General features: G+C 68.5%; 16 protein-coding genes and 2 pseudogenes. 8 read left to right on the top strand and 10 right to left on the bottom strand.

Features of this window, described 5'->3' with window-relative positions; genetic code table 11:
- Positions 1-20: 20 nt before the first annotated feature.
- Positions 21-1703 (bottom strand): immunity 49 family protein, encoded by a 1683-nt coding sequence (locus tag MQE23_RS15945; protein WP_243379436.1) that lies wholly within the window; start codon positions 1701-1703, stop codon positions 21-23.
- 204 nt (positions 1704-1907) lie between these two features.
- On the opposite strand from MQE23_RS15945, the gene MQE23_RS15940 reads away from it, so the two are divergent.
- Entirely contained in the window at positions 1908-2189 is a 282-nt protein-coding gene (locus tag MQE23_RS15940; RefSeq protein WP_243379435.1) for a hypothetical protein, read from the top strand.
- Positions 2190-2392: 203 nt separating this feature from the next.
- On the opposite strand, the pseudogene MQE23_RS15935 reads toward MQE23_RS15940, so the two are convergent.
- The 4 genes and pseudogenes from MQE23_RS15935 to MQE23_RS15920 all read right to left on the bottom strand — a co-directional run bounded on the left by MQE23_RS15935 (position 2393) and on the right by MQE23_RS15920 (position 4869).
- Positions 2393-3034 (bottom strand): annotated as a pseudogene (locus tag MQE23_RS15935) (immunity 49 family protein).
- 217 nt (positions 3035-3251) lie between these two features.
- Positions 3252-3470 carry a hypothetical protein gene (locus MQE23_RS15930; RefSeq protein WP_020277535.1) on the bottom strand — a complete coding sequence of 73 codons (219 nt, stop codon included), beginning with the start codon at positions 3468-3470 and terminating at the stop codon, positions 3252-3254.
- Positions 3471-3636: 166 nt separating this feature from the next.
- Positions 3637-4341 carry a hypothetical protein gene (locus tag MQE23_RS15925; protein ID WP_037674314.1) on the bottom strand — a complete coding sequence of 235 codons (705 nt, stop codon included), beginning with the start codon at positions 4339-4341 and terminating at the stop codon, positions 3637-3639.
- A 51-nt stretch (positions 4342-4392) separates the two neighbouring features.
- Entirely contained in the window at positions 4393-4869 is a 477-nt protein-coding gene (locus MQE23_RS15920) for a hypothetical protein (protein ID WP_243379434.1), read from the bottom strand.
- 108 nt (positions 4870-4977) lie between these two features.
- Between MQE23_RS15920 and MQE23_RS15915 the strand changes: the two genes are divergently transcribed.
- Complete coding sequence (locus MQE23_RS15915) at positions 4978-5478, top strand: GNAT family N-acetyltransferase (protein WP_243379433.1); 501 nt, start codon at positions 4978-4980, stop codon at positions 5476-5478.
- Positions 5479-5617: 139 nt separating this feature from the next.
- Positions 5618-6853, top strand: coding sequence for an IS701 family transposase (locus tag MQE23_RS15910; protein WP_243382649.1), 1236 nt, complete (start codon positions 5618-5620; stop codon positions 6851-6853).
- A 412-nt stretch (positions 6854-7265) separates the two neighbouring features.
- Here MQE23_RS15910 and MQE23_RS15905 read toward each other — a convergent pair.
- Positions 7266-8790 (bottom strand): annotated as a pseudogene (locus MQE23_RS15905) (hypothetical protein); the annotation flags it as partial.
- A gap of 191 nt (positions 8791-8981) precedes the next feature.
- Between MQE23_RS15905 and MQE23_RS15900 the strand changes: the two are divergent.
- Positions 8982-10244: a glycosyl hydrolase family 18 protein gene (locus tag MQE23_RS15900; protein WP_243379432.1), complete on the top strand. Its 1263-nt coding sequence runs from the start codon at positions 8982-8984 to the stop codon at positions 10242-10244.
- On the top strand, positions 10241-11236 hold the full coding sequence (locus MQE23_RS15895) for a phosphotransferase (RefSeq protein ID WP_243379431.1): 996 nt from the start codon (positions 10241-10243) through the stop codon (positions 11234-11236). Before MQE23_RS15900 ends, MQE23_RS15895 begins: the two co-directional genes overlap by 4 nt.
- Here MQE23_RS15895 and MQE23_RS15890 read toward each other — a convergent pair.
- The 4 genes from MQE23_RS15890 to MQE23_RS15875 are packed head-to-tail and all read right to left on the bottom strand — an operon-like array spanning position 11211 to position 15122.
- Complete coding sequence (locus tag MQE23_RS15890; RefSeq protein ID WP_243379430.1) at positions 11211-11987, bottom strand: succinate dehydrogenase/fumarate reductase iron-sulfur subunit; 777 nt, start codon at positions 11985-11987, stop codon at positions 11211-11213. The two genes, MQE23_RS15895 and MQE23_RS15890, sit on opposite strands and share 26 nt — an antisense overlap.
- Positions 11984-13924, bottom strand: coding sequence for a fumarate reductase/succinate dehydrogenase flavoprotein subunit (locus tag MQE23_RS15885; RefSeq protein WP_020277541.1), 1941 nt, complete (start codon positions 13922-13924; stop codon positions 11984-11986). Before MQE23_RS15885 ends, MQE23_RS15890 begins: the two co-directional genes overlap by 4 nt.
- 16 nt (positions 13925-13940) lie before the next feature.
- Positions 13941-14777, bottom strand: coding sequence for a hypothetical protein (locus MQE23_RS15880; protein ID WP_020277542.1), 837 nt, complete (start codon positions 14775-14777; stop codon positions 13941-13943).
- A gap of 54 nt (positions 14778-14831) precedes the next feature.
- Entirely contained in the window at positions 14832-15122 is a 291-nt protein-coding gene (locus MQE23_RS15875; protein ID WP_020277543.1) for a hypothetical protein, read from the bottom strand.
- A gap of 288 nt (positions 15123-15410) precedes the next feature.
- Here MQE23_RS15875 and MQE23_RS15870 point away from each other — a divergent pair, with 288 nt between their 5' ends.
- The 3 genes from MQE23_RS15870 to MQE23_RS15860 all read left to right on the top strand — a co-directional run bounded on the left by MQE23_RS15870 (position 15411) and on the right by MQE23_RS15860 (position 22187).
- Positions 15411-17603, top strand: coding sequence for an ABC transporter family substrate-binding protein (locus MQE23_RS15870; protein ID WP_243379429.1), 2193 nt, complete (start codon positions 15411-15413; stop codon positions 17601-17603).
- Positions 17604-18005: 402 nt separating this feature from the next.
- Complete coding sequence (gene typA, locus MQE23_RS15865; RefSeq protein WP_243379428.1) at positions 18006-19913, top strand: translational GTPase TypA; 1908 nt, start codon at positions 18006-18008, stop codon at positions 19911-19913.
- 633 nt (positions 19914-20546) lie between these two features.
- Positions 20547-22187, top strand: coding sequence for an ABC transporter substrate-binding protein (locus MQE23_RS15860; RefSeq protein WP_020277548.1), 1641 nt, complete (start codon positions 20547-20549; stop codon positions 22185-22187).
- The last annotated feature ends 25 nt before the right edge of the window (positions 22188-22212 follow it).

Below are 22212 nucleotides of genomic sequence, written 5' to 3'. Positions count from 1 at the left end.
CGGGTCCGCTGGCCCGGCCGTCAGGAAATCTCCTCGATCCGCTCGCGGTTGAGGAGATGGGTGGGCAGATACGTCTGCGCGGGATCGACAGGAAAACCGTAGTCGTAGGCGAGACACGCCATCGCGAGCGGCCCGAGTGCCACCCTGGCGCGCGGGGCCGCCGACGCGCCCCAGTAACCGCCGTGCTCCGCGACGGCTTCGGCGAGCACCTTGGCGAAGGTGTCGTGGTCACGTGCGATGAGCCGGTGGAAGAGGGCGGCGGGCTGGTAGTCGATCCCGTTCACGAACTCCAGCGGCGCTTGGGTCACGCCGTCCCGCCCGGACGTTTCGATGGTGGCGATCAGCTTCTTCACGACGTCATCCATGCCGGGGCCGTTCGAGAAGTAGGCCTGCAGCGCGTCGATCCAGTGCAGCACGTACTCGTCCACGGAGTCGTCCTGACGCAGCACCTCCAGCGGCACCCGGCACAGCCGGCCGATCCGGGCGGTCTGACGGCACACGATCGCGAGGTAGAGGGCATCGAGCCAGGCACGCGCGTCAGCGGGCGGTTCCGCGGGCAGAGCGGGGAGCTGCCAGACGCGGTCCTCGCCCAGGCGGCACTCCTGCGACGGCGCGCCGGTGAACAGCGCGGAGCCCAGCCGGGTCGCGGTGGCCCACGCGTCCCACGTGTCGATGTGCGCGACGTCCGGATCGTAGGCGCAGCGCGCGTGGGCGAGTGCCAGGATGGAACGGAACACGTCGCCCAGTGCTGCCGGGTCCCGCACGAGGAGGTCCATCGACTCCGCTGCGCTGCACATGAGTTCACCGAGCGCGGGAGGCTCAGCGGTGGCGTGGGTGGCGAGACGGCCGACGCGGTCGAGACGGACCAGGCCCTTCATCAGGCCCAGGAGATGCGACGGCGGCCGCACGGAGAAGGTGAGCGTGTCGTGGTCGATGACCGTGAGCGATGTCAGGGAGCCGTGATGCCACCAGTAGACGCGTGGTGAGAGCGCACCCGGCCCGTCCTGGTAAGCGCCCAGCGCATACGCGGCAAGGCTGTTGACGGCATCCACCACGGAGCCGTCGGTGATCGGGTGATACACCAGATTGTGCCGGGTCGGCACAACGACCAGGGCACCTGCGTCCGGGAGATTCTCGCCGACGACCTTCCGGGCCACTTCTGCGAGGAACAGCGCCTTGCCGGCGACGAACGGGGAGTCCCCGTACACGGAGTGCAGCCTCGCCTGCCCCTCGACGCCCACCTCCTCGTGCCGCACGGGCACGCGCATCAGATTCGCGCGCGCCGCCTCCCCGAGGGCCTGAAGCCCGGCACGCGCCACGTCCCGGTCGGTGAGGATCCGCACGCTGGTGGGCCCGTCCAGGGCGTAGGCGAGGACCAGTCCGTCGGCCACGACCCGCGCGTACCGCAGGGCGCCGGAAAGCTCCGGGGTGATCGACTCGACGGGCAGCAGGCGGGCGTGGACACCCCGGAGCAGTTCCGCCACGCTCTCATCGCCCTGGCTCGCCTGCTGCAAGCGGCCGAAGTGTGCGGCGACGAGGTCGGGCCAGTGCTCCTCCGGGGTCTTGCTGCACGTGTGTGCCAAGGACTCGAGGGAGTACTGGTGGCCGTCCCGGTGGTGCGGAGCCGCGAGTGCGCGCAAGTGCGTGGCCTGCGCCGCGGAAAGCATCGGCAGTTCGGGGTCGGCGACGTTGTCCGGTGTCATGCCCTCGAGCCTATGAGCCGGGTGCCCGATGCCGAATCCCGGCCCTCGCCCGCCCAGTTGGCGCCCCCACCAGGGCTCGTCCAGGGCGGCGACGGATCCTGGACTCACCCCCCATGAGTGACGTGTTCGCCGTGGACCTGGCCCTCGACCTGTCGCCGACCGTGCCAGAGGCCGTACTCGCGCACCTCCGCCGGCACGTGGAGGGTGACAGCGCGGACGACTGCAGCGGCGAGGCGGACTGGCCGGCTCTTCCAGGGCGCCGACCACTGGTCGCTGACGGCCCGGCAGGAGATCCACGCGGAGCTCCTCGCCGAACTGGTCGCACTGGCGGACATGCTCGCCTTCAACGCGAAGATCGAGGGAGTCATCGGCCAAGTGCGGTTCTACGAGGACGACATTCCCGAACTCCTCGTCAACAGGTCGGGAACGCTGGTGAAGATGCCGTTGCGGGCGGCAGAGCCGAACGCTTCCCGGCACGTGCCGTAGGGCAGTGCCGGAAAGCGAACGGCATCGGCTGCGTCAGGTGTCGTACTCGCCCACCCAGGACCTCCCCAGGGGCGCCCGCGGGATGTACTCGGACCTGACTTCGACGGGCAGGTCGGCGTCGTGCACCATGCAGGCGATGGCGAGCGGGCCGAGGGGACCAGGCCCTCGTCGCTGACGGAGCGTGCTTCGTTCTGGCCGGAACATCAGGTCTCGAACTTGCCCAACCAGGCGCGCTCCAGCAGGTGTTTGGGCAGGTAGTCGGAATCCACCTGGATCGGAATGTCGCCGTCGTAAGCGAGACACGTAACCGCGAGCAAGGCCAGGGCTACGGCACCAGTCGGATCCTTCTCGCGGTCCTCGTCCGCTGTCCAGTACGCCTTGTGCAACTCCAGTGCCTCTACCAGAGCCTGATTGAAACCAGGCCCGTCCTGGCGCAGAAAGCGGTAAAAGAGGTTGATCGGCGGATATAGGACGTTCTGGAGCAGATCCCGTGGGGCGATCCGGACGGCATCGGGATGCGACCCCTGAAGCGTGGCGGTCAAATTCTCCACCAGTGTAGGACGCTGCGGCCAGTGATCCTGAAGCGTGCTCACTCAGCGATAGACATACTCGTCATACGCATCATCAGAAGAACGCAGCTGTTCCCGCGGAATCTCACACAGTGCGGTCAGACGCTCCCGGTCACGGCAAATCACTGCCAGCCAGAAGGTGGTCAGCCAATTGCCGGCATCCGCGTAGGGCCGCGGGTCGATGGCCGGGAGGTTCCGGACCTCGTGTCCGATGCGGTATCGGACTGTCCCGTCGTCCGTCCTGGTAACGGCGAACAACGCAGCACCGAATTGCATCGCCGTGACGACCGCCTCCCACGTCTCCACCTTTGCGGCACGAGGATCAGGGGCGCAGCGAGCCTGAAGATGGAGTAGTGCCTTGGAGAAGGCGGAGTCAATCATGGACGTCCGAGTCGTCAAGTCACCCGATGTACATCGTCGGACTCTTGCCGAGGGCCTCGGCATAGCTTTCGTCGTTCGGGCCAGGGGGTGCCGTGCCTGGCGACCACGACGGTCATGAGGCGCTCCTGTCGGTGATGTCGAACTGCCGCGTATGGTAGCCAGCGTACTCGCCGGCATTCCTTTCGCCCTTGACAACGATGTAGTCCAGCTTTCCATCTTTAAGAGCAGCTTCCAACTGGTCGGGGCAGGAGTCCGCTTCCAGACCGTCGATCAGCGCCTGCGCGTTCTCCTGGAGTACGGCGAGGCCCGCTTCCGCGTTCCCCGTGGGCAAGACCGGGCGGGGGATGATCGCGACCAGCGCATGTCCCTTTCAGAGGGGCTGGCCACGCAACGGCCAAGCCAGTAAACCTAAAAACCGCGTCGGTGACCCACTGCAGCCTCTGGGCGGAATAATGCTCAGCCTTCCTTCTATGTCATCCTCTTCACTGGCAGCCGCTTCACCGGAACTCGGGAAAATCCTCGTGCAGTTCTTCCATCGCACGCTCACCGGGCTTAGCCGCCACAAGACCGCGCGCAGCGTTCAGAGCCCAGTCTGTGTCGATACGACGAGCCGCAATAATCGCCAAGGCCAGCTGAAGACCGAGATCGTATGGAATTTGCTCTTGCTTCAACCTCGCAGTGCCGCGTGCCACCGCTTCTTTGATCACCGGCAGAGAGGCCACGACGAGATCCTCACGCAGCAGGGAGCTGATGTGCCGGTCGAATTGAACAGAGTCGACCACTCCGAGCAACGCCTCTGCGGCTCTCACCCGCTCGGCACCCGTGCCACGTTCGTCCACCATGTCGATGCTGTCTCCCACAGCGTCCGCCAACACTCCAAAGGTGTCGTCCTCGCCGTGCATCCTGTCGTACGAGGCGCCCCGCCAGGCGACTGCTCCGGGCGAATGAGCGGTAGCGACCACCTCTTCGTACCCGATCGCGTCACCCCAGCGTGTCAGCGCGACGCACGCCAGGAAACGCCCTGCCGGGTCCTCATCCGAATCTCGCAGCACTTGCCTGAGGGCCTCGGAGCGGTCCCTGTAACCGCCGTCGAGGCCATCGCTGATGACTTCGTCGGGATCTGAAGGCATTCCGTCAAAGTCCACAAAGAGTAGCTGGGCGACTCGGGTGCTCGGTTCCCACGAATCCTGACTGTCGGGCACTCTCTACTCCAGTATGAAAGCTTGGGCTCTCGGACATGCTGTCCGACGGCTTCACGGCGTCCTGGTCGTCGGGTATGGCCCGTCGACGTACTCCTTCGGGACTACTCCGCTGATCAACCATTCTCCGTCACGCCTCGTATTGAGCAGCGCCATGACCCGGCGGTGCACCTTGCTGGTCTTGCCCTTGCTCAGGCCGAGGTCATTAACGAACTTGGTCACCGCGTCCGAGTCCGACGGCCTAAGCGTCGTCGGCACTTCCACGTCCTTGCCCGCCACCTTGTTGATCTCGTCGTTGATGCTCCGCTGGATCTGTTCAGGGCGCCAGATCTCGACACCATGGACTTTGCCAGCCGCGATGTCAGCCTGCAGCCGCTGGTAGTCGATGCTGACTTCTTGGGCGCCATAGACCTTTCCGGTGCCATCCTTCGGAGCGAACGAGGTGAACTGGCTCGCCTCTTTGGCCTTCGGGTTTGCGCCGCCGAGTACGTGTTCCAGGGGTGTGATCTTGCCCGCGGGATCGGCCGGCATGATGCCTAGTACTCCAGCCGTAGATCGTGATGTGTCATGGTCTTGGGGCTGTCTGCCACTGATGGAAACTCGGGTGGCATCGGCGCGCGGTCCGGGTAGAGTCGCGCCGTGCCCGAGCTGAAGCAGCTGGATGCTGGCCATGCCGCGGCGGTCCTGGCCTTCGAGCTGGCGAACCGCGCCTACTTCGCTGCCTCGATCTCCGACCGGGGCGACGAGTTCTACGACCAGTTCGCCGACCGGCACAGCGCCATGCTGGCCGAGCAAGAGGCCGGCTTCTGCGCCTTCTACGTGCTGGTCACCACGGACAGCTCGATTCTGGGCCGGTTCAACCTGTACGACTTCAAGGACAGCTCTGCCAACCTCGGCTACCGGGTCGCGCAGCACGTCGCCGGCCGCGGCGTTGCGACCGCAACCGTCCGGGAGTTGTGCCAGCTGGCGGCAGCGCGGCACGGGCTGCACACACTGCGCGCAGCCACCTCCCATGCCAATGCCGCGTCCCAGAGGGTGCTGACCAAGGCCGGGTTCGTCCCGGTCGGCCCGGCAGACCCGGCCGACCTCGGCGGTAAGCCAGGCACCTGGTATCAGCGCGACCTGGCACTCCAGCCGTAGACCGCGGTTTTGCCGGTGGACCGGCTGCGGGATGGCTGCGGTCACCGTTGATCATCGGTGTGTGAAGACTGAGGATCATGCGGTGGCCGCAGGTCACAGCGTAGACCCTGCCCGCTGGCAGGAAGCATTCGAGGGCCTGATGGGCCGGATCGCGGGCCGGTTCGCGCGGGTGGAGCCCCGACGCCGGGCCTGGGACTTGGTGCTGGGGCTGCTGTCGGACTTGCCACGCAAGAACTGCTGGTCGATCGCCGAGTGGGCCGGGGAGGCCCGCCCGGACGGCATGCAGCACCTGCTCGGCCGGGCCAAGTGGGATGCCGACGCCGTGCGCGACGACGTGCGCGAGTACGCACTGGAGCATCTGCACGACGAGGACGCGGTGCTGGTGGTCGACGAGACCGGGGACGTGAAGAAGGGCACGCACACCGTCGGCGTCCAGCGCCAGTACACCGGCACCGCCGGGAGAATCGAAAACGCCCAGGTCGCCGTCTACCTGGTCTACGCGGGCCGGCGCGGACACGCGGCGGTGGACCGCGAGCTGTACGTGCCGCGCTCGTGGATATGCGACCCGGACCGTTGCCGGGCCGCCGGGCTGAACGAGCAAACCGCCTTCGCGACCAAGCCGGAGCTGGCCACCCGCATGATCGGCCGGTTCCTTAACGCCGGGCACCGCGTGAGCTGGGTCGCGGCAGACGAGGTCTACGGCGGCAACCCGAAGCTGCGGTCCGCGCTGGAAGAACACGGGGTCGGCTACGTGCTCGCCGTCGCCTGCTCGGCCGAAGTGACCACCGGCGCCGGGAAGTTCCGCGCGGACGCCCTTGCTGCGAGGGTGCCGAAGCGAGCCTGGCAGAAGCTGTCGGCCGGGGCTGGCGCCAAGGGGCATCGCTTCTACGACTGGGCCGTCATCGACCTGGCCGAACCCCGGCCCGGCTGTCACCGGCTGCTGATTCGCCGCAACCGCACCATCGGTGAACTCGCCTACTACCGCTGCTGGTCGCCCGTCCCGGTGCCCCTGACCATGCTGGTCCGCGTCGCCGGGTCGAGATGGCGGGTGGAGGAGACTTTCCAGGCCGGAAAGGGCCTGGCCGGACTGGACGAGCACCAGGTCCGGCGCTTTACCTCGTGGTCCCGCCGGGTCACCCTGGCCATGCTCGCCCACGCCTTCCTGGCCGTCGTCCGCGCTGACGAACACGCCTGCCATCCCGCTCCGGACGGGCTGGCCCCGCTCACCTGCAACGAGATCCAGCGACTGTTCACAGCCTTCGTCCGGCCCTTGCGCGACATGGCCCACCGGCTCCGCTGGTCCGCCTGGCGACGCCGTCACCAGGCCCGAGCCCAGGCCAGCCATTACCACCGACAAGCCACGAATCAGACGTGAAGATCACGATCTACGGCTGGAGTACTAGATCCGGCTCGAAGCGCGACTTGCGCAGTCCGAACTGATTGTGCGTGGCGCTGAAGTCATCGTCCTGACGAATCAGTAGAGGCTCGTCCCCACTGGGCTTCGGAGGTGCTCCGTCCGTGGTCGAGGTCTGCGTATCCATGTCCGGCCCGCCCGTCGGGCTGTCGGGCACGTCCGCCTGGTCGGCGTCATCAGCGGCTGATGTGTTCCCGTCAGGGTGGCTATCGGCAGGTCCTTCAGCAGGGCCGTTGGAGGCAGTATCACCATGGTGGGAGTCATAGCCGGCAGCGTCATCGCCGGGAAGGCCATCATGGTCGGACTTGCCGTGCCCAGCGCTTCCATTGTCACCACCGTGGCTGCCAGGGGGTTGTCCTGCACTCCCGGCCATGTCGTGACCTGAGTGTCCCGCATTGTCGCTCGCACCCACGAGGGCCGGCTCTCTGATGGGAGAGGCGTGGTGCGATCCCACCGTTCCCGTTACTGCGGCACCTCCAGGCTTGACAGCTGTTTCAACTGGCGCTTGGTCCGCATGCTGCAGCACGTTGCCGTGCTCGTCGAGGAGGTTGCCGTCCGGGTCGTAGTAGCGCGCCGGGGCACCGTCCTCGGTGGGCAGCTTCGTCGTGCCCTCGGGCAGGACCGGGACATCCTCGGGCAACCGCACATTGCCCTCGGGCAGCTTCGTCGCGCCTTCCGGCAGGGCGGCGCCCTCGGGCAGGTTCACCGTGCCGTCGGCGAGCATGACCGTGCCCTCCGGCAGGGTGACCGCGTTCTCGGGCAGCTTCGGGATGTCGATGGTGCCGGCACCCTTCAGCGCCGCGCTGATGTCGCCGATCTTCGACAGGCCGGCGCCCGCGCCCTTGGCGATGTAGGTCATCGGGTCGATCACCCGGCCCGCCTTGCCCGCCACCGACAACGCCTTGGCGACCGCGCCCGCCTTGCCCGCGCCCGCCGCGGCGCCGCCCGCGCCGCCGGTGAAGACCGTGGTCAGCACGTTGAAGGTGACCGCTCCGGCGGCGCGGGCGGGGTTCTTGCCCCACTGATCCCACGCCACCAGTGCCTTGCCGGTCTCCTTCATCGCCGTGCGCGAATCACGCAGCCAGGACGGCATCTCCTTGTCCGACGCCGTCCAGAACCACGCCTGCGCCCCGGGGATCGCCGTGATGGCCAGACCGGTCGCCAGCTGCGCCAGGCCCTTCCACGCCTGGCCCATCGCCTCCCAGCCGCCGAAGCCGACCAGGGTGCCCAGGCCCTTGATCGTGCCCCAGACACCGTCGACGATCAGCCCGTCCCACACGAAGGACTTCACCCAGTGGCCGACCTCGTACCAGTGGTGCTTCTCCTCCACCGGGTCACCCCAGGGGAGTTTGGCGTCCTTCATGTCATCGGCGTTGAAGCCGTACTGGTTCTTCTTCTGCGAACCGTCCCCGGCCACCATCTGCGTCCCGCCCCACAGAGCGGTGATCTTGTTGTGGCAGGTCCGCTCCGCAGCCCAGAACGCCGCGACCGTCGCGGTGATGTCATCACGCAGCTTGTTGTGCTCGTCGACCTTGTCCTCGTCGTACTCCCACTCGTCATCGTCCTTGACCGACGAGACAAAAGCCGCCGCGTCCGCCTTCAGCTGCTTCAGCTTCGCCACCAGCGGGCGGATCTCCGTCGCGTACGACGACAACGCCCCCGACACCGTCTGAAGATCATCGGCGAACGCGTCCGCCTTCTCCTTGACCGGCTTCGTCGTGGCGAACAACTGCTCCGCCTCCGGAGCGTGATAGAACGCCGACAGCCCCTGGAACCGCGAGTGGATGTCCCCACCAGCGTCCCGGACATGACCCGCGTCCTTCTTCAGATCCGCGTAGTCGGTCTCCAGCTGCTCCAGATTCCCCCGTGAACTGCGGGATCTTCTCCGGCTGGATCACGTTTTCCCAATCCCCGTACGCCCGTTGCCGCCTGCTTCGGACCAAGTCCCTCTGAGCCTCAGTCAGTCGGATCATCATACGAAGGGTCGTGGGCGTGGTCTGTGACCCATTACCGAACCCTCGCCCGCAACCGAACTCCCGTTCCACTCGTCACCCCTGTCACCACTGCGAGACTTACGAGGGGAGACGGCATGGACCGCACGGAGGGCACAACCCAGAACGGGAACCATCCCGCCGAAGCCAACGCCGGGGCGGATGTCCAACCCCTAGCCCAAGCCCAAACCGAAGCTGAAGCCGAAGGCCAAACCGAAGCTGAAGCCGAAGGCCAAACCGAAGCTGAAGCCGAAGGCCAAGCCGAACCCGAAGCGCTACCTCAAGCCGACCCGGAATCCCAACCTCAAGCAGACCCGGAAGCCCAACCCCAAGCCGACCCCGGCGCCCCACCCCGACGCCGCCGGCGCCGCTGGCTCAGACGCGCTGCCTTAGCCCTCATCATCGCCCTCCTCCCCCTCCTCACCGCCGAAACCGCCCTCTACATCAACTACACCGGCGACCCCGCACCCGGCACCCACACCAGGAACCGCGACGCCCTCTGGCTCGGCCACGCCTGGGTCGACGGCCGCAAGAAGGACGCCGACGTCACCGCCCTGGCCCGCCGCCTGCAAGGCACCGGCATCCGCGACCTGTACGTCCACTCGGGCCCGCTGGAACACGACGGCACGCTGCCCAAGTCGGTTTACCCAAGAGCCCGTTGGTTCATCGACGCCGTACACGAGAAACTCCCCGGCGTCCGCGTCCAGGCCTTCCTGGGCGACGTCCTGGCCACCGAGGGCCCCGACGGCATGCGCCTGGACAACGCGGACACCCGAGCCGCCGTCGTCCGCTCCGCCCGCCAGGTCCTGGACACCGGCTACGAGGGCATCCACCTCGACCTGGAGCCCCTGCACTCCGGCGACCGGAACTACCTCACCCTCCTCGACGCCCTGCGCCGCGAGACCCGCTCCCGGGACGCCCTCCTCTCCGTCGCCTCCCACCAGATCGACCCGCTCCCCGCCCTTCACTCCGTGGCCGGGACGTTCACCGACCACCCCAAGTGGTGGTCCCAGGAGTTCTTCGGCCAGGTCGCCCGCCGCGTCGACCAGATCGCCGTGATGTCGTACGACACCGCGCAGCCGCTGGAGAGCACCTACGGCGGCTACGTGGCCCAGCAGACCTCCCTCGCCCTGGAGGTCACCCCGCCCTCGACCGACCTGCTGATGGGCCTGCCCTTCTACTGGGAGAGCAACTTCGACCACTGGGGCCACGCCGAGACCGTGCCCGCCGCCGTCCGGGGTGTCCGCCTGGGCCTGTCCCGCACGGACGCCGACCGGGCCCGCTTCGGCGTCGCGCTGTACATCGACTTCGCGGCGACCGATGCGGACTGGCGTGCGTACAAGGAAGACTGGGTGCGGTGACCAGGACCCGAAGGCCCCTCACCCGCACCGACCTCGCCCCCCTCGCCCGCGCAGCCCTGGGCCCCGGCCGCACCCTCACCGGTGTGGAACGCCTGCGCGGCGGCACCAAGAAGGGCGTCTACCGCCTGACCCTCGACGACGACTCCACGGCCGTGGCCTACGTGTGGTCGGCCGACGAGGACTACTGGGACCAGCCGGACCCCGACCCCAGGGACGTCTTCTCCCACGGCACCGGCCTCGGCCTGTTCACGGCGGCCCACGAACGCCTGGCCGCCTCCGGCGTCCGCACCCCCCGCCTGATGTACGCGGACGCCACGCACACGCACCTCCCGGCCGACGCGGCCGTCGTCGAGGACATGACCGGCGGCAGCCTGGAGGACGCCCTCGCCCGGGACCCGCGCGAGGCACCTCGGCTCATGGACCGGATGGCGGAACTCCTCGCCACCCTGCACTCCCACACCGGCCCCCGCTTCGGGAAGGTCGCCGTCGTCGACCAGGGAGGTTCCTCCCACGGCGTCTCCTGCGAACGGCGCATCACCGACGGCGCCCTGCGCTGCCTCGCGGAAGCGGCCCGGCGCGAGCCCCGCGCCGCCGCCGTACGCCGGGAACTGGAGGCCACGATCCACGCCCTGGCCGCCGAGGTCCGCCCGCGCGACCGCCAGACCCTCATCCACGGCGAACTCGGCCCGGACCACGTCCTGCTCACGTCCGACGGGCAGCCGGCGCTCATCGACATCGAGGGCCTGATGTACTTCGACGTGGAGCACGAGCACGTCTTCCTCAGGCTCCGCTTCGGCCCCCGCTACGACGCGCTGCGCACTCCGGGCCTGGACGAGGCGCGCCTGCGTCTGTACCGCCTGTCGATGCACCTCGGCCTGGTCTCGGGCCCGCTGACCCTCATCGACGGCGACTTCCCGCACCCGGAGCGGATGCGGGACATCGCCGAGCACAACCTCCAGCAGGCGCTCAGCCTGCTGAAGAGCGCCTCCTGATCTTCGAGCCCAGCCACACCAGCGGGTCGTACTTGCGGTCGATCGCCCGTTCCTTCAGCGGGATCAGCGCGTTGTCCGTGATCTTGATGCCCTCCGGGCAGACCTCCGTGCAGCACTTGGTGATGTTGCAGTAGCCCAGGCCGTGTTCGTCCTGGGCGGTGGTTTTGCGGTCCAGGCCGGATTCCGCAGCCGCGTCCAGCGGATGCATGTCCAGCTCCGCCACCCGCATCAGGAAACGGGGCCCCGCGAACGCCTGCTTGTTCTCCTCGTGGTCACGGACCACGTGGCAGGTGTCCTGGCACAGGAAGCACTCGATGCACTTGCGGAACTCCTGCGAGCGGTCCACGTCCTCCTGCATCATCCGGTACTCGCCGGGACCGAGATCCGCCGGCGGCACGAAGGCCGGGACCTCCCTGGCCTTGGCGTAGTTGAAGCCGACGTCGGTGACGAGGTCGCGGACGACCGGGAACGCCCGCAGCGGCGTCACCGTGATCGTCTCCTCCCGGTCGAACACCGACATGCGGGTCATGCACAACAGCCGCGGCCGGCCGTTGATCTCGGCGGAGCACGAACCGCACTTGCCCGCCTTGCAGTTCCAGCGCACCGCGAGATCGGGGGCCTGGGTGGCCTGGAGGCGGTGGATGATGTCGAGCACCACCTCGCCGTCGTTCACCTCGACCTTGAAATCCTCCAGGCCGCCGCCTCCCACGTCACCGCGCCACACCTTGAAGTGGGCCGTGTAGCTGCTCATTCGTACAGCTCCTCTTCGGCGAGGTACTTGACCAGCTCCTCCTTGTCGAAGAGGGCGAGCAGGTCGGCACGGATGGGTTCGGTGGTCTCGCGGGTGAGGGCGATCTGGCCGCGGACCGGGTCCGTGGCCGCCAGACCGCCCGTCGGGTCGGTGAGCGCGCACAGCAAATTGATCCGGCGCCACTTGCGGTCCATCCCCGGATGGTCCTCGCGGGTGTGCCCGCCGCGCGACTCGGTGCGCTCCAGCGCGGCCCGCGCCACGCATTCGCTGACCAGCAGCATGTTCCTGAGGTCCAGGGCGAGGTGCCAGCCGGGGTTGAACTGCCGGTGTCCCTCGACCCCGGCCCGGCGGGCCCGTGCCCGCAGCTCGCCCAGCTTCTCCAGGGCCTGCTTCATCTCCGGCTCGCGGCGGATGATGCCGACCAGGTCGTTCATCGTCTGCTGGAGTTCCTGGTGCAGGGTGTAGGGGTTCTCCGGCGGGCCGCCCTTCGGCTCCTCGGTCTCCGCCTCGGCGGAGAAGGGTCGCAGGGCCTCGGCGGCGGCGGAGTCGATCTGGACGTCGTCCACGACGGGCCGCGCCCCGCGCGGCTCCGCCGCGTACTCGGCCGCGTGCCAGCCCGCCCGGCGCCCGAACACCAGGAGGTCGGACAGCGAGTTGCCGCCGAGCCGGTTGGAGCCGTGCATACCGCCGGCCACCTCACCGGCCGCGAACAGGCCCGGTACCCCGCGGGCCGCCGCCGTGTCGGAGTCGACCGCGATGCCGCCCATCACGTAGTGACAGGTGGGCCCGACCTCCATCGCCTCGGCCGTGATGTCGACGTCCGCCAGCTCCTTGAACTGGTGGTACATCGACGGCAGCCGGCGTTTGATGACTTCGGCGGGCATCCGGGTCGACACGTCGAGGAACACGCCCCCGTGCGGCGAGCCGCGCCCCTCCTTCACCTCGCTGTTGATCGCCCGCGCGACCTCGTCGCGGGGGAGCAGCTCGGGGGGCCGCCGGTTGTGGTCCGGGTCGTCGTACCAGCGGTCGGCCTCGTCCTCGGTCTCGGCGTACTTGTCCTTGAAGACGTCGGGGATGTAGTCGAACATGAACCGCTTGCCGTCGGAGTTGCGCAGCACGCCGCCGTCACCGCGCACCGACTCGGTGACGAGGATGCCCTTCACCGACGGCGGCCAGACCATGCCCGTCGGGTGGAACTGCACGAACTCCATGTTCAGCAGGGGAGCGCCCGCGAGGAGGGCCAGCGCGTGGCCGTCGCCGGTGTACTCCCACGAGTTCGACGTCACCTTGAAGGACTTGCCGATGCCGCCGGTCGCGATCACGACGGCCGGGGCTTCGAGCACGAAGAAACGGCCGGACTCACGCTCGTAGCCGAAGACCCCGCTGACCCGCTGCCCGTCCTTCAGGACCCGCGTCACCGTGCACTCCTGGAAGACCTTCAGCCGGGACTCGTAGTCGCCGGTCTCCTTGAAGTCCTCCTGCTGGAGCGCGACGATCTTCTGCTGGAGGGTGCGGATCAGCTCCAGGCCCGTGCGGTCGCCGACGTGCGCGAGGCGCGGGTACTCGTGGCCGCCGAAGTTGCGCTGGGAGATCCGGCCGTCCTTGGTGCGGTCGAACAGCGCCCCCCAGGTCTCCAGCTCCCACACCCGCTGCGGCGCCTCCTGCGCGTGCAGCTCGGCCATCCGCCACTGGTTGAGGAACTTGCCGCCGCGCATGGTGTCGCGGAAGTGGACCCGCCAGTTGTCGTTCTCGTTGGCGTTGGCCATCGCCGCCGCGATGCCGCCCTCGGCCATCACCGTGTGCGCCTTGCCGAACAGCGACTTGCAGATCACGGCCGTACGGGCGCCCCGCTCGCGGGCCTCGATGGCGGCGCGCAGTCCGGCGCCGCCCGCCCCCACCACGACGACGTCCCACTCCTGCCGGTCGACCACGGACATCAGAACGCACCCCTCATCAGAAGAACCGCGGATCGTCGAAGGCACCGGACGCGACCAGGTAGACGTAGAAGTCGGCGAGCGCCACGGACACCAGCGACGCCCAGGCGAGCTGCATGTGCCGCGCGTTGAGCCGGCCCGCCCACTGCCACATCCGGTAGCGCACGGGATGCCTGGAGAAGTGCTTGAGCTTGCCGCCGACGATGTGCCGGCACGAGTGGCAGGAGATCGTGTACGCCCAGATCAGCACGATGTTGACCAGGAACACGAGCGTGCCGAGGCCCATGTGGCCCCACTCGTAGTTCTCGTCGCGGAAGGCGAGCACGGTGTCGTAGGTGAGGATCCCGGCGACGACGATCGCGGCGTAGAAGAAGTACCGATGGATGTTCTGCAGCACCAGCGGGAAGCGGGTCTCACCGGTGTACTTCTTGTGCGGCTCGGCGACCGCGCAGGCCGGCGGGGACGCCCAGAAGCCCCGGTAGTAGGCCTTGCGGTAGTAGTAGCAGGTCAGGCGGAAGCCGAGCGGGAAGATCAGGATGATGATCGCGGGGGAGATCCCCCACCAGCTGCCGAAGATCTCCCAGTTCGGGCCGGCCCTCATCGGCTCGCAGCGCTCCGCCAGACAGGGGGAGTAGAAGGGCGAGACGTACGGCGCCGCGTAGTAGTCGGCGTCGGCGAAGGCCCGCCACGTCGAGTAGACGATGAAGGCCAGCAGGCCGGCGACCGTGCCGGCCGGGGCCAGCCACCAGCGGTCGGTGCGCAGGTGCGGGGCCTCGATCGCGGCGCGCGTACCCGCCCGTACGCCGCCGCTTCGGTGATGGGGTTCTGTGGCGGGAGGTTCCGTACCAGTGGCCACTTGACGACTCCGGTCGGGTTCGGGGGAGGTGCCGGTCGCTCGACGCCCTCCCGGTCAGGGAGCGCGCCGGTCCCGGGCGCCGAGCCCCTCGTCGTCCGAGTCGACCCACAGCGAGGGGTCGTACGGCGCGTCCGAGATGGTGACGAGGTCGGGGCGCTTGGGTGCGGCCGGTGTGGCGGCGGCGTCGCGCAGCAGGGCGACGCTCTCGCGCAGGTGGTTGGCGTCGGCACGGACGCGGCGCATCTCCAGGCCGCCGGTGCCGAGCTGCTTCTCCAGGCGTCCCAGCGAGCGGAACAGCTCGTCGAGACTGCGCTGGACTGACGTCAGTTCGTCGTGAACGGACATGACTTGCCCTCACTTCCGCGGGTCCTTCGAGGCCCAAGGCGGCAACGTTCATGCGCCTGCGAGTGTTGCGCGTCACACCTTGTGCTGTGAAGGGATGTGCATCGATTGGCCGAGGCGTGCGGGTGCACCCTGCGGTGCGTTGCGCCGCCCGGGTGACTTCCCGCCCGTGACCGCCGTGTCGCTCTGTGTTGCCGAACCCTTTCCTCTTCAGTGGCCGCATACATCAGATGAACTCCAAATACCGCCAAAAGTGATCATAACGCCCGCGGCTTCCCGGAGGTAGCACAGATGTCCCAGCACGGCGTCGGCCCGCGCGCGGTCACGCGTTCGGTCGCCTTCCTCACCGCGGGTGTGCTCGCGGTGCCCGCGCTCACCGGATGCGGCTCCGAGGACCCGGCGGGCAAGCCGCTCGCGGCACCGGACATCCAGCCCGCGGGCCGCGACCGGATCGCCGACGGCGGCACCCTGCGCTGGGCCGTCGACTCCGTGCCCGACACCCTGAACACCTTCCAGTCGGACGCCGACGCCACCACCCTCCGCGTCGCCCAGGCCGCCCTGCCGTCGATGTTCCGGATGAACGCCAGTGGCCGTCCCGAGCGCAACCCCGCCTACCTGGAGTCCGCCGAGGTCGTCGAGACCGAGCCCAAGCAGGTCGTCCTGTACAAGCTGAACCAGCAGGCCGTCTGGAGCGACGGCCGGGAGATCGGCGCCGCCGACTTCGCCGCCCAGTGGCGCGCCCTGTCCGGCAAGGACACCGCCTACTGGACCGCCCGCAACGCCGGCTACGACCGCATCCAGAAGGTCGAGCGCGGAGACAACGCGCTGGAGGTCAGGGTCACCTTCAGCCGCCCCTACGCCGACTGGCGCTCCCTGTTCTCGCCGCTGTACCCGAAGGACGTCATGGGCACCCCGGACTCCTTCAACGACGGGGCGCGCAGGAAGCTCAAGGTCAGCGCCGGTCCCTTCACGGTGGAGAAGGTCGACCGCGAGGACGACGAGATCACCCTCGCCCGCAATCCGCGCTGGTGGGGCAAGCCCGCCAAGCTCTCCGAGATCGTGCTGCGCACCGTGCCGCGCGACAAGCGGGCCGCCGAGCTGGCCGCCGGCACCCTCGACGTGGCCGAGATCGACCCCACCGCCGCCCGCCGCATCACCGTCGCCGCCCGCCCCCAGAGCTCCAGCAGCCCCCTGATGGGCCCCGGCGCCGACCGGTCCGCCGCGGACGCCCTGCACTCCTGGGCCGTCGCCAACGGCACCGACGAGGACGCCGCCGACGAGGAGACCGTCGCCCGCAAGAAGCTGCGCAAGGCGGCCGCCAAGTACGCCCGGCAGCAGCAGGCCCTGCGCGGGTTCGAGGTGCGCAAGTCCCTGGAGCCGGCCTTCACCCAGCTCGCCCTGAACGGCGCCGAGGGCCCGCTCGCCGACGAGCGCGTGCGCAGGGCCGTCGCCCGCGCCCTCGACCGCAGGAAACTGGCCGAGGCCGTCCTGAAGCCCCTGGGCCTGCCCGCCGTCCCGGTCGGCAGCCACCTGGCCCTGTCCGGCCAGGCCCACTACGCCGACAACAGCGGCGCCCTCGGCGGCCAGGACACCAAGGAGGCCCAGGCCCTGCTCGCGGACGCCGGGTGGGTGCGCGGCGGCCCCGTCAAGGAGCAGAAGAAGAAGGAAGGGGAGAAGGCGGCCGGCGCCGAGGGCGAGAAGGCCTCCGGTTCCTCCCGGAACGAGCAGGACGACGAAGGCACGTACGTCGTCGGCGAGGACAACAAGGCGCACGGCGGGAAGGACCCCGCCGACCACCTCGCCCACGACGGCAAGCAGTACCAGCACCCGGCCCGGGGCGGTGCCCCCGGCGCTTACGCCCCCAAGGGCACCGCCGCCCCGGCGAACCGCGGGGCCGCCCCGCTCGCCAAGAACGGCAAGCCCCTCACGCTCCGCTTCGTGCTCCCCTCCGGGCCCGGCTCCCAGACGCTGCGCACGGTCGCCGACCGCATCTCCCGCATGCTGGAGCGCGTCGGCATCGGCACGGACATCTCCAAGGTCTCCGACGAGTCCTACTTCAAGGACCACATCGCGTCCGGCCAGTACGACCTCGCCCTCTACTCCTGGCCGGCCACCGCCTTCCCCGCCACCGACGCCCGCCCCGTCTACGCCAAGCCCGTCCCGGCCGCCGACGGCTCCCTGAACGTCGAGCAGAACTACACCCGCGTCGGCACCGACCAGGTCGACCAGCTCTTCGACGAGGCCGTGTCCACCCTCGACGAGAGCGACTCCCGCTCCCTGATCCGCAAGGCCGACTCCCGCATCTGGGCGGCGGCCGGCTCCATCCCCCTCTTCCAGCGCCCCCAGCTCATCGCGACCCGCAAGAACCTCGTGAACACCGGCGCCTTCGGCTTCGGCACCCCCGCCTACGAGGACATGGGCTTCCTGAAGAAGGGCGCGAAGCCGGCCTCGGGCCCGTCGGCGAAGGGATCGGCGACCCCGTAGTTCCCTTGCCGTCACCGCCCGGCGCCCGCACCATGAGCCCAGCAGCGATCATGGTGCGGGCGCGGGGCGTTCGGGCACGGGGGGGAAGAGGAACCTTCACCTGGTCCCGCGTCGCCACGCGGGACCGGCTGACCGGGGCCTCCGAAGCGGACGGCAGGACGGTCTCCGGGCAGGCCGGGGCTGACACTCCCAGCCCGTCCGGGGGGTAGCCCCCAGCAGGCCCGGGCGCCGGCGCCGAGTGCTGTGAAACAGGAGCTGACCTGCACCGACGTATCCCGGCTCACCCCCGCACCCGCGGACCCGTACCATGGGGTGAGGCCGTGGCATGTTGAGCCCGGCAGGGCCCGCGCACCACCGACGTACGCGCAGGGCATTCCTCACACTCCGGGAGTACGCCTTCTTATGGCCACGCGCCACGACATCCGCAACGTCGCCATCGTCGCCCACGTCGACCACGGCAAGACCACCATCGTCGACGGCATGCTGAAGCAGGCCGGCGCCTTCGCCGCGCACCAGCTCGACTCGGTCGACGACCGCATGATGGACTCGAACGACCTGGAGCGTGAGAAGGGCATCACGATCCTGGCCAAGAACACGGCGGTGAAGTACCACCCGAAGGACGGGGGGGACGTCATCACCATCAACATCATCGACACCCCCGGCCACGCCGACTTCGGCGGCGAGGTGGAGCGCGGTCTGTCGATGGTCGACGGCGTCGTCCTGCTCGTGGACGCCTCCGAGGGCCCGCTCCCGCAGACCCGCTTCGTGCTGCGCAAGGCGCTCCAGGCCCGGCTGCCCGTCATCCTCTGCATCAACAAGACGGACCGCCCGGACGCCCGGATCGACGAGGTCGTCAACGAGACCTACGACCTCTTCCTCGACCTGGACGCCGACGAGGAGCAGATCGAGTTCCCGATCGTCTACGCCTGCGGCCGCGACGGCATCGCCTCGCTGACCAAGCCGGACAACGGCACGGTCCCGGCCGACTCCACCAGCCTGGAGCCGTTCTTCTCCACCATCCTTGAGCACATCCCGGCCCCGAGCTACGACGACGCCGCCCCGCTCCAGGCCCACGTCACGAACCTGGACGCCGACAACTTCCTCGGCCGCATCGCGCTGCTCCGCGTCGAGCAGGGCGAGCTGCGCAAGGGACAGACGGTCGCGTGGATGAAGCGCGACGGGTCCGTCAGCAGCGTCCGTATCTCCGAGCTGATGATGACCGAGGCGCTCACCCGCAAGCCGGCCGAGGTGGCCGGTCCCGGTGACATCTGCGCCGTGGCCGGTATCCCGGACATCATGATCGGCGAGACCCTGGCCGACCCGGAGAACCCGGTCGCGCTGCCGCTGATCACGGTCGACGAGCCCGCGATCTCCATGGTCATCGGCACCAACACCTCCCCGCTGGTCGGCCGTGGCGCCACCGGCAAGGGCGCCGACAACAAGGCGGCCGTCAAGGACCGCAAGGTCACCGCCCGTCAGGTCAAGGACCGCCTCGACCGCGAGCTGATCGGTAACGTCAGCCTCCGGGTGCTGGACACCGAGCGGCCGGACGCCTGGGAGGTGCAGGGCCGTGGTGAGCTGGCGCTGGCCATCCTGGTCGAGACGATGCGCCGTGAGGGCTTCGAGCTGACCATCGGCAAGCCGCAGGTCGTCACCAAGGAGGTCGACGGCAAGGTCTACGAGCCGGTCGAGCGCATGACGATCGACGTGCCCGAGGAGCACATGGGCGCCGTCACGCAGCTCATGGGCGTCCGCAAGGGCCGCATGGACAACATGTCCAACCACGGCTCCGGCTGGGTCCGCATGGAGTTCGTCGTGCCCTCGCGCGGTCTGATCGGCTTCCGGACCGAGTTCCTGACCCAGACCCGCGGCACGGGCATCGGCCACTCCATCCACGAGGGCTTCGAGCCCTGGTTCGGCACCCTGCAGACCCGTAACAACGGCTCCCTGGTCGCCGACCGCGCCGGTGCGGTCACCGCCTTCGCGATGACCAACCTCCAGGAGCGCGGCGTGCTGTTCGTCGAGCCGGGCACCGAGGTGTACGAGGGCATGATCGTCGGCGAGAACTCCCGCGCCGACGACATGGACGTCAACATCACCAAGGAGAAGAAGCTCACCAACATGCGGTCGTCCACGGCCGATGTGACCGAGTCGATCGTCCCGCCGCGCAAGCTGTCGCTGGAGCAGTCCCTGGAGTTCTGCCGCGACGACGAGTGCGTCGAGGTCACCCCGGAGGCCGTGCGCATCCGCAAGGTGAACCTGGACGCCCGCGAGCGCGCCCGCGCCGCGAGCCGCGCCAAGCACGGCTGACGCCTGCCGTTCGACGACACCGGGCACCCCGCCTCGCGGGGTGCCCGGTGTCGTCGGTGCCGTGGTCGGTGCCGTCGTAAAGCGGAGGGAACGCGAAGGGAAGGGTGAGGGAAAACCCTCGATTTGCCGGGGAGAGCCGTCCGGAGCGCCTCGTTCGCACTACCCTGCTGCGGAAGTGCCGCGCTCTGCCCGCGCACAGGCCGCACAACGGCCTTGCGGTGGAGGCCTCTTGAGCGGGCGACGAGTGCGCCACAGCCACCGGTGGCAGCCTGCACGGCAGCCACGGTAGCCGCAAGCGGTTTATCTCATTCTCGCGTCCGGAATGCGGACACGCGCCACCGATAGATGTGTAACAAGTCCGTTTCGCAGGGATCTTTCACCAAACCCTTTGTCCGGATTTTGGAAGATGTATACGCGAGCTGTGATCGAACCGAGACCTCGAGAGTGTGGTTCGCTCCTGGCGCATGGCAGATAGTTAGGCGCGTAGAGCTCGGATGAACGGGTCACTCGCTGGAGGCGGCGCCGACTCACGAGCGCGGGGGCACCTGACGATTTCCGGCACCGGCGACGGGCGGTGCGGTGGTCTGTCTGTGCTCCCTTTGCGGTGAACCAATGACTTCATAGGAGGAACCCATGCGCGGTGCCAAGAGCGCCAAGTGGGTCGCGGGGGCGATAGTCGTCGCCCTGGCCGCCACCGCCTGCGGCGGCGGCGACGACAGTGCCGGCGACGACATGAACAAGGGGAAGGCCGACCCGAACGGCATCGTCACTGCGCAGCTGAGCGAGCCCCAGAACCCGCTCCAGCCGGCCAACGCCAAGGAGAGCCAGGGCAGCCGTGTCCTGCGCACGATCTTCGCCGGCCTGGTCGACTACGAGCCCGGCACCGGCAAGCTCGTGTACGTCAACGCCGAGTCGGTCACGCCGAACGACGACTCGTCCGAGTGGACCGTGAAGCTCAAGCCGGGCTGGAAGTTCCACGACGGCACGCCGGTCACCGCCAAGTCCTACGTGGACTCCTGGAACTGGTCGGCCAACATCAAGAACAACCAGACCAACTCCAGCTGGTTCTCCGACATCGTGGGCTTCGAGGACGTGCACCCGGAGAAGGGTGACCCGAAGAGCGACAAGATGTCGGGCCTGAAGGTCGTCGACGACAACACCTTCACCGTCAAGCTGACGCAGCCGGTCTCGTACTTCGCGTACAAGCTGGGCTACGACGTGTGGTCGCCGCTGCCCGAGTCCTTCTTCAAGGACCCGAAGGCGTTCGGCGAGAAGCCGGTCGGCAACGGCCCGTACAAGTTCGTCTCCTGGGAGCACAACAAGCTCATCAAGGTCCGCAAGTTCGCGGACTACAAGGGTCCGAACGCGGCCAAGAACGGCGGCATCGACTTCAAGAACTACACGACCGCCGACGCCGCGTACTCCGACCTGCGCTCCGACAACGTGGACTGGATCGAGCAGGTCCCGACCACCGCGCTGGCCAGCTACAAGACGGACCTCGGCGACCGCGCGATCGACCAGCCGTACTCGGCCGTCCAGTCGATCGTCCCGGCGTTCTACACCAAGCAGTTCAAGGACATCGACCCCAAGGTCATCCAGGGTCTGTCCATGGCGATCGACCGCCAGACGATCACCAAGACCGTCCTCCAGAGCACGCGTACCCCGGCCGACTCCTACGTCGCCCCGGGCGTCCTCGGCTACAAGAAGGGCGCGCTCGGCGACATCGTCAAGTTCGACCCGGCCCAGGCCAAGAAGCTCATCCAGGAGGGTGGCGGCGTCCCGGGCAACAAGATCCAGATCCAGTACAACGCCGACCAGGACCACAAGCCGTGGGTCGACGCGGTCTGCAACTCGATCCGCAAGTCCACCGGCGTGGAGTGCACCGGCGACCCGAAGCCGACCTTCCAGGCCGACCTCGACGCCCGTGACGCCCACGAGGTCAAGTCCATGTACCGCGGCGGCTGGGTGCTCGACTACCCGGTCAACTCGAACTTCATGCGCGACCTGTACGGCACCAAGTCGGCCGGTAACACCAGCGGTTACTCCAACAAGGAGTTCGACAAGCTGAGCTCCGAGGCGGACAAGGCCGGCTCGATCGACGAGACCGTGAAGATGTACCAGGACGCGGAGCAGCTCCTCGCCAAGGACATGCCGGCGATCCCGCTCTGGGTCTACAAGGTCAACAGCGGTCAGTCCACCAAGATCCTGGGCAAGATCAAGTACGGCCAGGACGGTGACCCGATCTTCGACTCGATCCAGGTCAAGCAGAAGTAACCAGATGACCGCAGGCCGGTGCCGC

It is taken from the genome of Streptomyces sp. HP-A2021, assembly GCF_022807935.1.
GTDB lineage: Bacteria > Actinomycetota > Actinomycetes > Streptomycetales > Streptomycetaceae > Streptomyces > Streptomyces afghaniensis.
This window is presented reverse-complemented; position numbering and strand designations above follow the sequence as displayed.